The organism is Bordetella muralis (assembly GCF_054781015.1).
The window spans coordinates 1424698-1438134 of record NZ_BAAGVF010000006.1; the positions used below are offsets into that span (position 1 = coordinate 1424698).

12 protein-coding genes are annotated in these 13437 nt (G+C 61.3%); 7 read left to right on the forward strand and 5 right to left on the reverse strand.

The annotated features are described in order from the left end of the window. Window positions 1-5 precede the first annotated feature (5 nt). Together ACYVIT_RS17485 and ACYVIT_RS17490 are read right to left on the reverse strand one after the other, a co-directional pair. On the reverse strand, window positions 6-881 hold the full coding sequence (locus tag ACYVIT_RS17485) for a sulfurtransferase (protein ID WP_415808351.1): 876 nt from the start codon (window positions 879-881) through the stop codon (window positions 6-8). A 93-nt stretch (window positions 882-974) separates the two neighbouring features. Next, window positions 975-1829: a DMT family transporter gene (locus ACYVIT_RS17490; protein ID WP_415808350.1), complete on the reverse strand. Its 855-nt coding sequence runs from the start codon at window positions 1827-1829 to the stop codon at window positions 975-977. A gap of 145 nt (window positions 1830-1974) precedes the next feature. Between ACYVIT_RS17490 and htpX the strand changes: the two genes are divergently transcribed. Further along, window positions 1975-2856: a protease HtpX gene (gene htpX / locus ACYVIT_RS17495; protein ID WP_415808349.1), complete on the forward strand. Its 882-nt coding sequence runs from the start codon at window positions 1975-1977 to the stop codon at window positions 2854-2856. 163 nt (window positions 2857-3019) lie between these two features. Here the strand turns inward: htpX and ACYVIT_RS17500 are convergent, their stop codons facing one another. Both ACYVIT_RS17500 and ACYVIT_RS17505 read right to left on the reverse strand, forming a co-directional pair. Beyond that, entirely contained in the window at window positions 3020-4009 is a 990-nt protein-coding gene (locus ACYVIT_RS17500) for a quinone oxidoreductase family protein (protein ID WP_415808348.1), read from the reverse strand. A gap of 55 nt (window positions 4010-4064) precedes the next feature. Next, window positions 4065-5015 carry a DMT family transporter gene (locus ACYVIT_RS17505; RefSeq protein ID WP_415808347.1) on the reverse strand — a complete coding sequence of 317 codons (951 nt, stop codon included), beginning with the start codon at window positions 5013-5015 and terminating at the stop codon, window positions 4065-4067. A 154-nt stretch (window positions 5016-5169) separates the two neighbouring features. Between ACYVIT_RS17505 and ACYVIT_RS17510 the strand changes: the two genes are divergently transcribed. The 6 genes from ACYVIT_RS17510 to ACYVIT_RS17535 all read left to right on the forward strand — a co-directional run bounded on the left by ACYVIT_RS17510 (window position 5170) and on the right by ACYVIT_RS17535 (window position 12195). Further along, window positions 5170-6027, forward strand: coding sequence for a DMT family transporter (locus ACYVIT_RS17510; RefSeq protein WP_415808346.1), 858 nt, complete (start codon window positions 5170-5172; stop codon window positions 6025-6027). 77 nt (window positions 6028-6104) lie between these two features. Next, a complete protein-coding gene (locus ACYVIT_RS17515) occupies window positions 6105-6608 on the forward strand; it encodes a MarR family winged helix-turn-helix transcriptional regulator (RefSeq protein ID WP_415808345.1) in 504 nt (167 codons plus the stop codon). 141 nt (window positions 6609-6749) lie between these two features. Then, a complete protein-coding gene (locus tag ACYVIT_RS17520) occupies window positions 6750-8168 on the forward strand; it encodes an efflux transporter outer membrane subunit (RefSeq protein ID WP_415808344.1) in 1419 nt (472 codons plus the stop codon). 20 nt (window positions 8169-8188) lie between these two features. Then, window positions 8189-9382 carry an HlyD family secretion protein gene (locus ACYVIT_RS17525; RefSeq protein WP_415808342.1) on the forward strand — a complete coding sequence of 398 codons (1194 nt, stop codon included), beginning with the start codon at window positions 8189-8191 and terminating at the stop codon, window positions 9380-9382. Then, window positions 9379-10968, forward strand: coding sequence for a DHA2 family efflux MFS transporter permease subunit (locus ACYVIT_RS17530; RefSeq protein WP_415808341.1), 1590 nt, complete (start codon window positions 9379-9381; stop codon window positions 10966-10968). Before ACYVIT_RS17525 ends, ACYVIT_RS17530 begins: the two co-directional genes overlap by 4 nt. Window positions 10969-11121: 153 nt before the next feature. After that, window positions 11122-12195, forward strand: coding sequence for a tartrate dehydrogenase (locus ACYVIT_RS17535; protein ID WP_415808340.1), 1074 nt, complete (start codon window positions 11122-11124; stop codon window positions 12193-12195). Between the two features lie 180 nt (window positions 12196-12375). Here ACYVIT_RS17535 and ACYVIT_RS17540 read toward each other — a convergent pair whose 3' ends face one another. Next, complete coding sequence (locus tag ACYVIT_RS17540) at window positions 12376-13308, reverse strand: 2-hydroxyacid dehydrogenase (protein ID WP_415808339.1); 933 nt, start codon at window positions 13306-13308, stop codon at window positions 12376-12378. Window positions 13309-13437: the final 129 nt, after the last annotated feature.

Sequence of the window (13437 nt, forward strand, 5' to 3'; positions counted from 1 at the left end):
AATCGTCACACGTCGCGCGCCACGGGGCGGGCCGAATCACTGCACCACTCGCTCCACGAGCCCGGATACAGACGCGACCCGGTCAATCCCGCGACCTCCATGGCCAGCAGATTGTGGCAAGCCGTAATCCCCGAGCCGCACTGATGCACGATCGTCGCGGCGTCGCGATCGCCTAGCAGCGCTGTGAACTCGGCGCGCAGCTGAGCCGCGTCCTTGAACCGCCCATCTGCCTGCAGGTTTTGGCCATTGGGACGATTCAAGGCTCCCGGAATATGGCCCGCCACGGGGTCCATGGGCTCGACTTCGCCGCGATAGCGGTTCGCCGCCCGGGCATCCAGCACGGTAAAAGCCGGCGCAGCCAGGTTTGCCAGTACCGCATCGGCATCAACCGTATCGGCCAATGGCTGGCCCAACAGCGAGGCATTTTCGGTCTGCTCGGCGTGAGACGACGCGGTGCTGCCGGCGGCTTGACCCTCAGTGCTCGTAGGCAGGCCCGCCGCCGTCCATCCCTGCCAGCCGCCGTCCAGCACGGCTACCCGCTCGTGCCCCAGCCAGCGCAGCATCCACCACAAATGGGCGGCAAACATGCCGCCACTGGCGTCATAGGCGACGACGAAGGTATCCGGCCCCACGCCATGCGCGCTCAGCAACGCGGCCAGCGCCTCGCGCGTAGGCAAAGGATGACGGCCATTTTTGCCCGTGCGCGGCGCGGCGAGTTCCGTTTCGTGATTCAGATAGCGCGCCCCCGGGATATGCCCCTGCTCATATGCGTGCCGCCCCGCGGCATGATCCATCAGGTCGTGGCGCACATCGAACACCCGCAGATCGGAAGAATCCAGGCGAGCAGCGAGCTCGGTCGCGGAAATCAAGGTCGTAGTCATCCGTCTTCGCTCCGGCAAATTAAAAAAATAACAAAGCCCCCACGCTGCGCCTTCGGCTTGTTGCCCGGCGACGAAAAGTCGCCACTGCCCGTCTCACGACCCGGCGGGCATGCGCATGGTACGCCACACTGACAATAGCCCCGCGGCGATGATGAGGCCCATCCCCGCCCATGCCAGACCGTCGGGTTGATCGCCCCAGAACCCCATGCCCAGCAAGGCGGCAAAAATGATCGTGGTGTATTGCAAGGCAGCCGTCAACAGCGCCGAGCCGACACCAAAGGCCCGCGTCATCGTCAGTTGCCCGAACAGGCCCGCCACGCCGATCCCGACCAGCGATGCGTAGCCCTCCCAACCGACTTGCCCCCAACCCTCGAGCGTCAGGCCCAGCGCGCTGCTCAGGCACACCGCCAGCGAGAAAAACAGGACAGTGCGCCATTCGGGCTCACCGACGCGGCCGAGCAGGCGGATCTGCATCATCGCCACGGCAGACGTCGCCCCGGCGCACAAACCAAACAACGCCGCCATCCATTGGTCGGGGTTGATGCTGGGACGCAATATGGAAATCACCCCGGCAAACCCCAGCGCCACGGCCAGGATCCGTACCGGGTCGCGTTGCGATCCGCCCCATCCCAGCATCCAGCAGGCAATAAACAGCGGCGCCGTGTAATTCAGGCTGGTCGCGGTCGCCAACGGCAGATGCGAGATCGCAAAAAAGCCCAGCCACATGGACGCCACCCCAGCCACGTTGCGCCACACGTGCAGGCGCCAACTGGTCGGCACAATGGACTGGCGTCCGGCACGAGCCCAGATCAACAGCAGTACAACCGACGGGAATCCACGGAAAAGGACGATCTGGGGCAGCGACGCGCCGTACTCCGTGGCCATTTTCACAAATGACCCCATGAGGGCAAACATGGCCGACGCCACCAACATCCAAAGAGCCTGCATGGGGGCTACGCGATGAAAATGAAGAAAAATAGGGGAAAGCGCTACTATACTCCGGGTCCGGAAAATCAACGTTGGCCGGACGGGAACTGCCGTGCTTTTTCCCAGTCCAAAAGGCCCTCATCGCTCGCAGAGGAATACCCCAAGCATGAAACGCATTTTTCTGTTTATCGTCACCAACTTAGCCGTCATGGTGGTGCTATCGGCCACGCTCCGCATCCTGGGCGTGGACCGCATGATCACGGCCCAAGGCCTCAACGTCCAGGCGCTGCTGATTTTTTCGGTGGTGGTGGGCTTTACGGGCGCCATCATCTCGCTGCTGATGAGCAAGCCCATGGCCAAATGGAGCACGGGCGCTCAGGTGATCGACCCTAATGCTCCCGGGGGCCCCCGCGAGGCGTGGCTCATCGATACGGTGCACCAGTTGGCCGACCGCGCCGGTATCGGCCGGCCCGAGGTCGCCATCTACGAGGGTGCGCCCAACGCCTTTGCGACGGGCGCCTTTAAAAACGATTCGCTCGTGGCCGTGTCCACCGGGCTGCTCGACAGCATGACCGAAGAAGAAGTCGCCGCCGTCCTCGGCCACGAAGTGGCGCACGTGGCCAACGGCGACATGATCACGCTGACCCTGATCCAGGGCGTGGTCAACACCTTCGTCGTATTCCTGGCGCGCCTGGTCGGCTATTTCATCGACCGCGTGGTGTTCAAAAACGAACGCGGCGTCGGCATCGGCTATTACGTCACCGTCATTGTCTGTGAGATCGTCTTCGGCATCCTGGCCTCGATCATCGTGGCCTGGTTCTCGCGCCAACGCGAATACCGTGCCGATGCGGGTTCCGCTCAACTGATGGGCTCGCGCGAACCCATGATGCGCGCCTTGGCCCGTTTGGGGGGCCTGGAGCCAGGCGAATTGCCCAAGAGCTTCGAGGCCTCGGGTATCGCCGGCAAAGGCGGTCTGGCTGCTATTTTTGCCTCGCACCCGCCCATTCAGGCCCGTATCGCCGCTTTGCAGCAAATGCGCGTGGCCTGAAACGGCTCGTCAAGGTGGTCAGTAACGCTCGCTGACCACCAGCAAAAAACCGGCTTGACGTCAAAATCGTCAAGCCGGTTTTTTATTGATGAGGCACTGCAAGACCCCACGGCCCTCGCGCCAGGCCGCAGGCGCTGCGCGAGGGTCTGTGACTGCCTACCCCTTAATCCAAGGTCAGGACCGTCGCCCCAGTCGTCTTGCGCGCGGCCAACGCCGTCTGCGCCTCGCCTGCATCCTCCAGGCGATAGCGCTGGTCGATGCGTACCTTGATCTTTTTCTTCAAGACCAGGTCGAACATCTCCTTGGCTGCGGCATTCAGTTTCTCGTGCGTATTGACGTGCAGCCCCAGCGACGGACGCGTCACATATAGGCAGCCCTTTTGATTCAGCGTCGCCAGATTCACGCCCGACACGGGTCCCGACGCATTGCCAAAGCTGACCATCAGCCCGCGCGGCTCGATGCAGTCCAGCGAGGTTTCCCAGGTATCCTTGCCCACGCCGTCATACACCACCGGGACTTTCTTGCCGTTGGTCAGCTCCAGCACGCGCTCGGCCACGTTTTCACGCGAATAATCGATGGTTTCCCATGCGCCGTTGGCCCGGGCCAACTCGGCCTTTTCGGGGCTGGACACCGTGCCGATCAGCTTGACGCCCAGCGCCTTGGCCCACTGGCAGGCAATCAGGCCCACGCCGCCCGCTGCCGCGTGGAACAAGATGGTTTCATTACCCTGCAGGCGATAGGTCTGGCGAAACAGGTACTGCACGGTCAGACCCTTGAGCATCAGCGCAGCCGCATCGTCGAAATCAACGCCCTTGGGCAGCTTGACGACCTGTGCCGCCGGCACGTTGCGCGCTTGCGCATAGGCGCCGATCGGGCTCTGGCCATAGGCCACGCGATCGCCGACTTTCAGGTGCTTGACGTCCGCGCCCACGGCCTCGACCACGCCCGCGGCCTCAAAACCCAGGCCATGCGGCAAGGGATGCGGATACAAGCCCGTACGGTAATAGATATCGATGAAATTCAATCCGACCGCATGTTGGCGGATCGTGATCTCGTTGGCAGCGGGCGGCGGGACCTCGACGTCCACGAGTTTCAGGACTTCGGGTCCGCCATGTTGCTCAATACGGATTGCCTTGACGACATTGCTGGTCATACCAGCCTCCTATGTTGTGATGAATTTCCAAACTGCCCTGCGGCGACATACCGCGTCATTGCTTTGGCTCTGGACGGCGGCCGCCCATGAGTACCAATATTCCACATAACACCAGCGCGGTTCCTCCCAGCTGCCATAGCGTAATCGGCTCGTCCAACAACCACGCAGCCAGAAACAAGACCGACACCGGTCCCACCATACCCAACAGCGACGCGGTCGGCGCGCCAATCAGCGCGACCGCCCACATCAGCATGAACACCGGCATCACCGTGTTGAACGTGGCGTGTACAAACGAGTAGCCATATACGCCCAAGGGCTGGATCAACATGGATGGCGGGTGGACGACAAAGAACTGCACGATACAGGCGATGCACGATACCGTCATGGCATAAGCCACCAGCCGCGTTGCCCCCACGCGCTTGACGAGTTCGCCCGAACAAATCAGGTACACAGCATAGCTGAGCGCCGAGCCAAAAATAAACAAAGCCCCAAGCGCCACATGGGAACCGGAGCCATGCGCCAGATCCTGCGCGAACACCAGGATCACGCCCAGATACGAAACCACCATGGCCACCCATTGCCGGGGCGAAACCGGACGCTTGAGCCACCAGGCCGACAACAGCACCACCAGCGTAGGAGACAAAAACAAAATCAGACGCTCCAGGCTGGCCGTCACGTACTGCAAGCCCAGAAAATCCAGAAAGCTGGACAAGTAATACCCCAGCAATCCCAGCAAACACAGCACAACCCGCTCTCGCCCAGTCAAAACGGGCAGTTCGCCCTGGGCGGCCCGACGGGACTCGCGCCACGCCACCGCGGCAAAGAACGGCAAGGAAAACAGCATGCGAAAAGCAATCAATGTGACCGCGTCGATGCCGTAGCGATAGGTGAATTTCACGACGATGGCCTTGGCGGCAAAGAGCACGGCTCCCACCGTCGCCAGGAAGAACCCAAGGACGCGAGGCGAAACAATCGTAGTAAAGCGCAATTGAGGAGGAAGGTTCATCAGAGACTTTAAGAAGCCACGGCATTACGGCGAAGACGAACAGATCCCGCACGGCGCCTGCAGCAAAACGGCCGAAGTCACACCGCTATAATCGTCGGTTCCTAGGAACGGCGACAACCAAGCCAATCCGGTCCCCGCTCCTCACGACTCACGCATGACCCGTCAACGCGCCCTAGTTTATATCCACATTGCCGCTGTGCTGTTCGGCCTGACAGGCGTTTTCGGCGAACTCATCCAGGCCAGCGCTGCCCTCATTACGCTGGGCCGCGCCTTGTTTGCGGTCGTCGCTTTGCTCGGCTTTTCGCGGTTGCAGCGCAAGCCCCTGTTCACGTCGCTGACTCCCGTGCAATTATTCATGTTGATTATCGCCGGCTGCCTGCTGGCGGGCCATTGGGTGACGTTCTTCATCTCGGTCAAGGTCGGCGGTATTGCGGTAGCCACGTTGGGCTTTGCCAGTTTTCCAGCGTTCATCACGCTGTTCGAGGGCCTGCTGTTTCGTGAAAAAGTCCGCTTGGCGGAATGGCTGGTGCTCGGGTTGGTCACGCTCGGGCTCGTCCTGGTGACGCCGTCGTTCGATTTCGCTGACCAGGGCACGGTGGGCTTGGCCTGGGGCATTCTGTCCGGCCTGTCGTTCGCGCTACTGGCGCTCAGCAACCGGCGCTCCACCGTCGGGCTGGACGCCATGCAGGTCGCCTGCGGCCAGAACATCGTCGTGGTGCTGGCCATGTTGCCTTTTGCTGCCAGCCAGTTGCCGCATCTCGCCGGCATAGATCTGTTCTGGATTGTCTTGCTGGGCGTTTTCTGCACCGGCCTGTCGCACTATTTGTTCGTGTCCAGCCTGACAAAGCTCAATGCACGCACTGCGGGCCTCGTGATTGCACTGGAACCGGTGTACGCCATCGCCTTTGCCTGGGTATTGTTCTCGCAACAACCCAGCCTGCGCATGATCGCGGGAGCCATACTGATCGTAACGGCGATCGTGTGGTCGGGGCTGCGCAAGGCGGCGCATTAGACCCTTATACGCCTTGGCCTGTTAACGCCGCCATTTTCTGCATTGACAATTATTGCCTAGGCAATAAAATACGCTCCATGAACGCCCCCCGCTCCGCCCCCGATGACGGCACGCCTGTGCACTACCGCGCTACGTCGCGCTGTACCTCTGACGACAATGTCGGTTTCATGATCAAGCAGGTCTATCACTCGCTGACCCGCCTGCTGGACATGGAAACCGCTCCGTTGGGGCTGACAGCCATCCAATGGCGCCCCATCGCCTTGATTGCGCGCGGCACTGCCGACACGCCGGCCGAGCTGGCGCGCTTGAACGGTGTCGATACCGGCGCAATGACTCGCACCCTGGACCGCCTGGAAAGCAAAGGGCTGCTGCGCCGGATACGCAGTCACGAGGATCGCCGGGTCGTCAAGATCGAGCTCACCGAACTGGGCCATGAAACGGCAAAAGCCATTCCTGCCTGTATTGCCCGCGTGTTGAACCATCATCTGCGAGGCTTTTCCAACGAGGAGCACTCGCAATTGCGGCACTTGCTCTGCCGAATGCTGGCCAACGGCTCGGACGGAAAATCCCCCGAACCCTGATTTCACGCAACACCAAACCCTGGATCGAAATGGGGATATTCCTCTCACCAGGTTTTTTTTACGCCATAATACTTGCCTAGGCAAATACAGTTTAATCAACAATATTCAGCAAAACGTCAGATTGACTACTCCCGACAACTGATGAAACCTCTACTCCCCGTGGCGCTGCTGCTGGTCCTGGCAGGCTGCGCATCAATGGACCCGACCACCGAGCCCGTGGCCCCGCTCGAGGCCACACAGCTCGGCTTGCAGAACGCGTCTGTGTCTTGGCCTGACACCCAGTGGTGGCACCGCTATGGCGATGCGCAATTGAATACGCTGGTTGATGAGGCCTTGGCCAACAGCCCGTCCATGACATCGGCGCAGGCCCGCCTGGCTCAGGCGAATGCAGTCGTGCGCGGCGCACGCGCGCCGTTGATGCCGCGCGTCGATGCGAACTACTCCCTCAGCCGCGAGCACTTACCCGAAAACTACATTTACCAGGCGCCCATGGCGGGATCTGTCGTTTCGGATAACCGGCTTGCGCTGGACTTTAGCTATGAGCTGGATTTCTGGGGCAAAAACCGCGCCCGGCTCAATGCCGCGATTTCACAACGCGCGGCCGCCGAAGCTGACACTCAGGCAGCGCGAAACGTGCTCGCCCGCGCTATGGTGCGCAGCTATTTGAATTTGCAGAATGCATTTGCGCAGCGACAAGTCCTGCAGCGCATCCTGCAGCAACGTACCGATGTTCTGCAACTGACGCGCGATCGCCAACGCGCAGGCCTGGACACACAAGTCGAAGTCAAGCAGGCCGAATCATCGGTCGCCGCAGCCAAGGTCGATCTGACGCAGACAGAAAGCAATCTGGCCCAACTGCGCAACCAGGTCGCCGCGCTGGCCGGCGCTGGTCCGATACGTGGCCAGTCCTTGCAACCTGTCGTCCTGTCGGCTCGTGCGGGTGTCATACCAGAGAACGTACCGCTCGACTTACTGGGCCATCGCCCGGACATCACCGCTGCACGTTGGCGCGCCGAGGCGGCCCAACGCCAGATCGAGGCCGCCCGCGCCGAGTTCTACCCGAACATCAATCTAGTGGCTTTTGCCGGATTTCAAGCCCTCGGGACCGGCAATCTGCTGGACGCCGGCAGCCGCACCGCCGGCATTGGCCCTGCCATCACGTTGCCGATTTTCCATGGCGGCGAACTCAATGCCAACCTGGCGGGCCGCAAGGCAGACGCGGACGTGGCGGTCTCGGATTACAACCAGACCGTGCTGGACGCCGTGCATCAGACCGCCAATGCTATCGATGGCCTGCGCCTGATCGACCGCGAAATCGACCAGCAACACCAGGCCCGCGAAGCCATCGATGCCGCCTATGACCTGGCCGTGCAGCGCTACCGGGCAGGCATGGGCAACTACCTCACGGTGCTGATCGCTCAGACCGGCGTACTCACCCAGACCCGGCTGGATACCGACGTGCGCTTTCGCGCCTACCAGCTCGATGCCGACCTGGCCTATGCCCTGGGTGGGGGCTACGCGCCCACCGCCGACACACCGGCAGCCTCTTCTTCTCATTGACCGACCCGGACCCCGACGTCATGACCGCAACTCCTGTAACTCATCCTGCCCGCAAACGCCTGCTGTTGATCGCCGCTGGCGTGTTCATTGTGCTGGCCGTTCTGTATGCCATCTGGTGGGTCTTGTTTGGCTCTCATGTGGAAAGCACCGACGATGCCTATGTGCACGGCAACCTGGTGCAAATCACCCCGCAGGTTCCGGGAACCGTTATCGCTATCGAGGCGGGCGACACCGAACACGTCTCGGCCGGCCAGGCCGTGATCCGGCTGGACCCGGCCGATGCCGAAATCGCCCTGCAACAAGCCCAGGCCCAACTGGCCCAGACCGTGCGCCAGGTCCGCACCCTGTACGTGCAAAATGACTCCCTGGCGGCCGATGTCAACGTTCAACGCGCCAACATCGAGCGCGCGCAGGCTGACCTGAAACGCGCGCAAAGCGATCTGCAGCGACGCCAGACGCTGGCCAAATCGGGTGGCGTCAGCGGCGAAGAACTGCTGCACGCACAGACCGAACTGAAATCCGCACAATCCGGCCTGGCGCAAGCTCAGGCCACACTGGCCGCCGCTCAGGCCCGATTGGCCACCAACCAAGCGCTGACCAACGGCACGACCGTCACCGATCATCCAGATGTCCGGCAAGCCGCTGCCAAGCTGCGTGACGCATGGCTCGCCCACGCCCGCACGGTCCTGCCTGCCCCCGTCGATGGCCTGATCGCCCGCCGCAGTGTCCAGGTCGGCCAGCGCGTCGCCCCTGGCAATACCCTGATGAATGTCGTCCCCCTCGACCAAGTCTGGGTTGAGGCCAACTTCAAAGAAGGCCAATTGCGCCACATGCACCCAGGCCAAAGCGCCACGCTGATCTCCGATCTGTACGGTGACGACGTCGTCTATCACGGCACCATCGTCGGTCTGGATGCTGGCACGGGCAGCGCGTTCTCGCTGCTGCCCGCACAGAACGCCACGGGCAACTGGATCAAAGTCGTGCAACGCGTACCGGTACGTATCGAACTCGATCCCGAGGAGCTCAAAGCCCATCCCTTGCGCGTCGGACTGTCGATGGACGTAGAGGTGGACATCAGCCAGAAAGAGACGTCATCCGGCGCACAAGCCAAGCCGCGCCACGAACCCGCCTGGTCAACCCATGTATTCACCGATACCCAGGCTGGTGCAGACGCATTGATCGACAAAATCATCAAGGCCAATCTAGAACCATGAGCGCTCCCCGTTCCTCTGGACAGCCCAGCGCGCCGCCCCCTTTGGAGGGGGCTACCCGCATCATTGGCTCCATCGCGCTGTCGACTGCGGTGTTCATGAACGTGCTGGACACCTCGATCGCCAACGTCTCGATCCCGACGATTTCCGGGGATCTGGGGGTCAGCTCCAGCCAGGGCACGTGGGTCATTACCTCGTTCGCAGTCGCCAACGCCATCACGGTACCACTCACAGGTTGGTTGACGCAGCGGTTCGGCCAAGTCCGCTTATTCATCATTTCCACCTTGCTGTTCGTACTCTCGTCATGGCTGTGCGGGTTCTCGCCATCACTGGAGGCATTGATCGCCTTTCGCGTATTGCAAGGCGCGGTCGCCGGGCCCATGATCCCGCTGTCGCAAGCGCTGATGCTGTCCAGTTTCCCGAAATCCAAAGCCGGCATGGCGTTGGCCATCTGGTCTATGACCACCCTCGTCGCCCCTGTCGCGGGGCCACTGTTGGGCGGCTGGATCTCGGATAACTACACGTGGCCGTGGATTTTCTATATCAACGTTCCCGTGGGATTGCTGGCCGCATGGATCAGTTGGCGGATATACCGCGACCGCGAATCCCCCACGAGAAAACTCCCCATCGACAAGCTCGGCCTGGTGTTGCTGGTGATCTGGGTGGGATCCCTGCAAATCATGCTGGACAAGGGCAAAGAGCTCGATTGGTTTGCCAGTCAGACCATCCAGTTGCTTGCCTTAGTGGCAGTTGTCGCATTCGTCTTCTTTTTGATCTGGGAGCTCACCGACGCGCACCCCATTGTCGATTTACGCTTGTTCAAAGAACGCAACTTCACCGTCGGGGCGGTGACGCTGGCGGTGGCCTATGGCGTGTTCTTTGGCAACGTCGTGCTGTTGCCGCTCTGGCTGCAAAGCAATATGGGCTATACCGCGACCTACGCGGGCCTGGTGACCGCTCCCGTCGGTATTCTGGCGATTTTACTGACGCCATTCGTGGGCAAAATGCTGGCGACCCGGGATGCCCGGCTCATCGTCACCGTTGCGTTCATCGTATTCGCGCTCGTGTGCTTCATGCGCTCGAACTTCAACACCGATGTCGACATACGCACCTTGATGATTCCGACGGTCATCCAGGGGGCCGCGATGGCTGCGTTCTTTGTGCCATTGACCTCGATTACCTTGTCAGGCCTGGAACCATGGCGCATTCCTGCTGCATCCGGGCTATCGAATTTCGCCCGGCTGACCGCCGGCGCGTTCGGCACGTCGATCGCCACGACGCTATGGGAAAATCGCGCCACGCAACACCATGCTCGTTTGACCGAAATCGCCAGCCCTGGCCATCAGCCGTTTGACCAAGCGCTCGATACGCTGCAAAACGGCGTAGGGATGTCGCATCAAGCCGCCCTCGCTCGATTGGACGGTCTGATCAATACACAGGCGTTCACCATGTCTGCCGTGGATGTGTTCTACGCCTCGGGCGTGATTTTCATTCTGCTGACCGGACTGGTGTGGTTTGCGCACGGCCGCAAGAAAACCGCGGCAGGTGGCGACGGCGGGGCTGCCGAAGCGGCCGCAGGCGCTCACTGAGGTCCCGAACGACACACAGAAGCCCGACAGCGATAAACTGCCATCTTTGTGTGCATAAAACGTGGAACACAACGGGCGGGGCCAGAAACCTCTGGCCCGCTGTAGACTCCCGCTCGCACACCCCATCAGTCGAACAACATCTGGAGAACAGTGGTGGCAGGAACCAAGCACAAAATCGCAGTCATCGCCGGCGACGGCATCGGCAAAGAAGTCGTTCCTGAGGGATTGCGTGTCCTGGACGCGGTGGCAACGCGCTTTGGCATTGATTTTCAGTGGGATCATTTCGACTGGAGCTGCGACTACTACGCCAAGCACGGCAAAATGATGCCTGACGACTGGGCGACCCAGATCGGCGGGCACGAAGCGATTTTCTTTGGCGCCATTGGCTGGCCCGCCACTGTCCCGGATCACGAGGCGCTGTGGGGCTCGTTATTCCAGTTCCGCCGCCATTTCGACCAATACATCAACCTGCGCCCCGTGCGCCTGATGCCCGGCGTGCCCTCGCCCCTGGCCAATCGCAAGCCCGGTGATATCGATTTCTTTATCGTCCGCGAAAACACCGAAGGCGAATACTCCAATAGCGGCGGCCGCCTGTTTGCCGGCACCGAGCGCGAAGTCGTCATCCAGGAAAGCGTCTTTACCCGCATCGGCGCCGATCGCGTCTTGAAATTCGCCTTTGACCTGGCGCAAAAGCGCGGCAAACACCTCACCGCAGCCACCAAGTCCAACGGCATTTCGATTTCCATGCCCTGGTGGGACGAGCGCGTCGCAGACATCGCTACCCAGTACCCTGACGTGCGTTGGGACAAATATCACATCGACATCCTGTGCGCACACTTCGTGCAGCACCCGGACTGGTTCGACGTGGTCGTCGCCTCGAATCTGTTTGGCGACATCCTGTCTGACCTGGGCCCGGCCTGCACCGGCACCATCGGCATCGCACCGTCAGCGAACCTGAACCCGGAACGCAAATTCCCGTCCTTGTTCGAGCCCGTGCACGGTTCGGCCCCCGACATCTACGGCAAAGGCATCGCCAACCCGATCGGCCAGATCTGGAGCGGCGCGCTGATGCTCGATTTCCTGGGCTACCCGGACGCTTCCAAGGCCGTGGTCAGCGCCATTGAAACCGTACTCGCCGAAGGCCCGCGCACCCGCGACATGCAGGGTACCGCGTCCACGGAAGAAGTCGGCAAAGCCATCGCCGCGATCATCGCTGCTGGCAAATAAACCGCATCAGGCCGGATATCCGGCCATGCGTACGCCTCGGGCACGTGGATAAAACGTCTCGCAGAAATTGGAATGACGTTCCATTTCCGGAGGACACCTCATCCACGTGCCCGAGGCGTTTCATCGCCCTCGTCCGGGCTTCCAATCGTCACCGCCCAGCGGCGATCACGAACGCTACGGTCAATAACCGCGCTCGCGCGCAATCAAGCCCGTCAATGGTTGACCCTTGAAAAAGCGCTCGATCTTGTCGACCACCTGCGCTAGCGTCTCATGTTGCAAGGTGATTGCCGAAACATGCGGCGTCATGGTGACTGCAGGATGCGTCCAGAACGGATGATCGGCAGGCAAAGGCTCTTGGCGGAACACATCCAACGTCGCTCCCTGTACATGCCCCGTCTTCAGCAGTTCAAGCAGATCCTCTTCGACGAGATGATCGCCGCGCCCCATGTTGACGATGTGCGCCTGCGGCAACAACTGCTCTAGCGTCTCGCGGCGCAAGATATCTCGCGTATCGGGCGTCAGCGGCAAGGTGTTGATCAACACCCGCGTACGCGCCAGAAAGGCGGGCAATTGCTCCAGTCCCGCAAAGCTTTCTACTCCTGCGGGCACTTTGCCGCTGCGCGACCATCCTGCCACGGGATAGTCCAACGCGGCCAGCGTCTGCGCGACCTTGGTTCCCATGACCCCGGTGCCCAACACGCCAATCGGCCATGCTTCACGCCGCAATTCGGGCAACGGTTGCCACACGAGCGCACGTTGCTGCGCGACATAATCATCGAACTGCCGGCTCGCACGTGTCACCGCCCAGACGGCATACTCTGCCATCTGCACGGCCATGCCGGCGTCTTCGAGGCGAACGAGAGGCAGATCGGCCGGCAGCGAGGGCAGTTTCAGCAGCCCATCAACGCCCGCGCCCAGGTTAAATACCACTCGCAGTTTGCGCTCACGCTCAAAAAACTCGGCTGGCGGCGACCACACCACCGCAACGTCGGCATCCTGTGGCGGCAAACCGGCGTGCCACAGCGCCACCTCGGCATGCGGCATCGCCGCAGCCAGCGGCTGGACCCATTTTTCCTGCGCGGCACTATTCGTCGAAACAACCAGAACTTTCATTGCAAGGCCCTCGTATCAGCATCAACCCTCTATGCTGCCATAGTCTTGCAATACGACCCGGCTGAGCATGGATCCTCGCGCAGGCAAATCTGGCCCCGCTGAGCATGGATCCCCACGCAGGCGAATCTT

What these genes read in the sequence shown, in the direction of transcription:
- ACYVIT_RS17485 (WP_415808351.1), bottom strand. Translation starts at nt 881, where the DNA reads ATGACTACGACCTTGATTTCCGCGACCGAGCTCGCTGCTCGCCTGGAT.
- ACYVIT_RS17490 (WP_415808350.1), bottom strand. Translation starts at nt 1,829, where the DNA reads ATGCAGGCTCTTTGGATGTTGGTGGCGTCGGCCATGTTTGCCCTCATG.
- htpX (WP_415808349.1), top strand. Translation starts at nt 1,975, where the DNA reads ATGAAACGCATTTTTCTGTTTATCGTCACCAACTTAGCCGTCATGGTG.
- ACYVIT_RS17500 (WP_415808348.1), bottom strand. Translation starts at nt 4,009, where the DNA reads ATGACCAGCAATGTCGTCAAGGCAATCCGTATTGAGCAACATGGCGGA.
- ACYVIT_RS17505 (WP_415808347.1), bottom strand. Translation starts at nt 5,015, where the DNA reads ATGAACCTTCCTCCTCAATTGCGCTTTACTACGATTGTTTCGCCTCGC.
- ACYVIT_RS17510 (WP_415808346.1), top strand. Translation starts at nt 5,170, where the DNA reads ATGACCCGTCAACGCGCCCTAGTTTATATCCACATTGCCGCTGTGCTG.
- ACYVIT_RS17515 (WP_415808345.1), top strand. Translation starts at nt 6,105, where the DNA reads ATGAACGCCCCCCGCTCCGCCCCCGATGACGGCACGCCTGTGCACTAC.
- ACYVIT_RS17520 (WP_415808344.1), top strand. Translation starts at nt 6,750, where the DNA reads ATGAAACCTCTACTCCCCGTGGCGCTGCTGCTGGTCCTGGCAGGCTGC.
- ACYVIT_RS17525 (WP_415808342.1), top strand. Translation starts at nt 8,189, where the DNA reads ATGACCGCAACTCCTGTAACTCATCCTGCCCGCAAACGCCTGCTGTTG.
- ACYVIT_RS17530 (WP_415808341.1), top strand. Translation starts at nt 9,379, where the DNA reads ATGAGCGCTCCCCGTTCCTCTGGACAGCCCAGCGCGCCGCCCCCTTTG.
- ACYVIT_RS17540 (WP_415808339.1), bottom strand. Translation starts at nt 13,308, where the DNA reads ATGAAAGTTCTGGTTGTTTCGACGAATAGTGCCGCGCAGGAAAAATGG.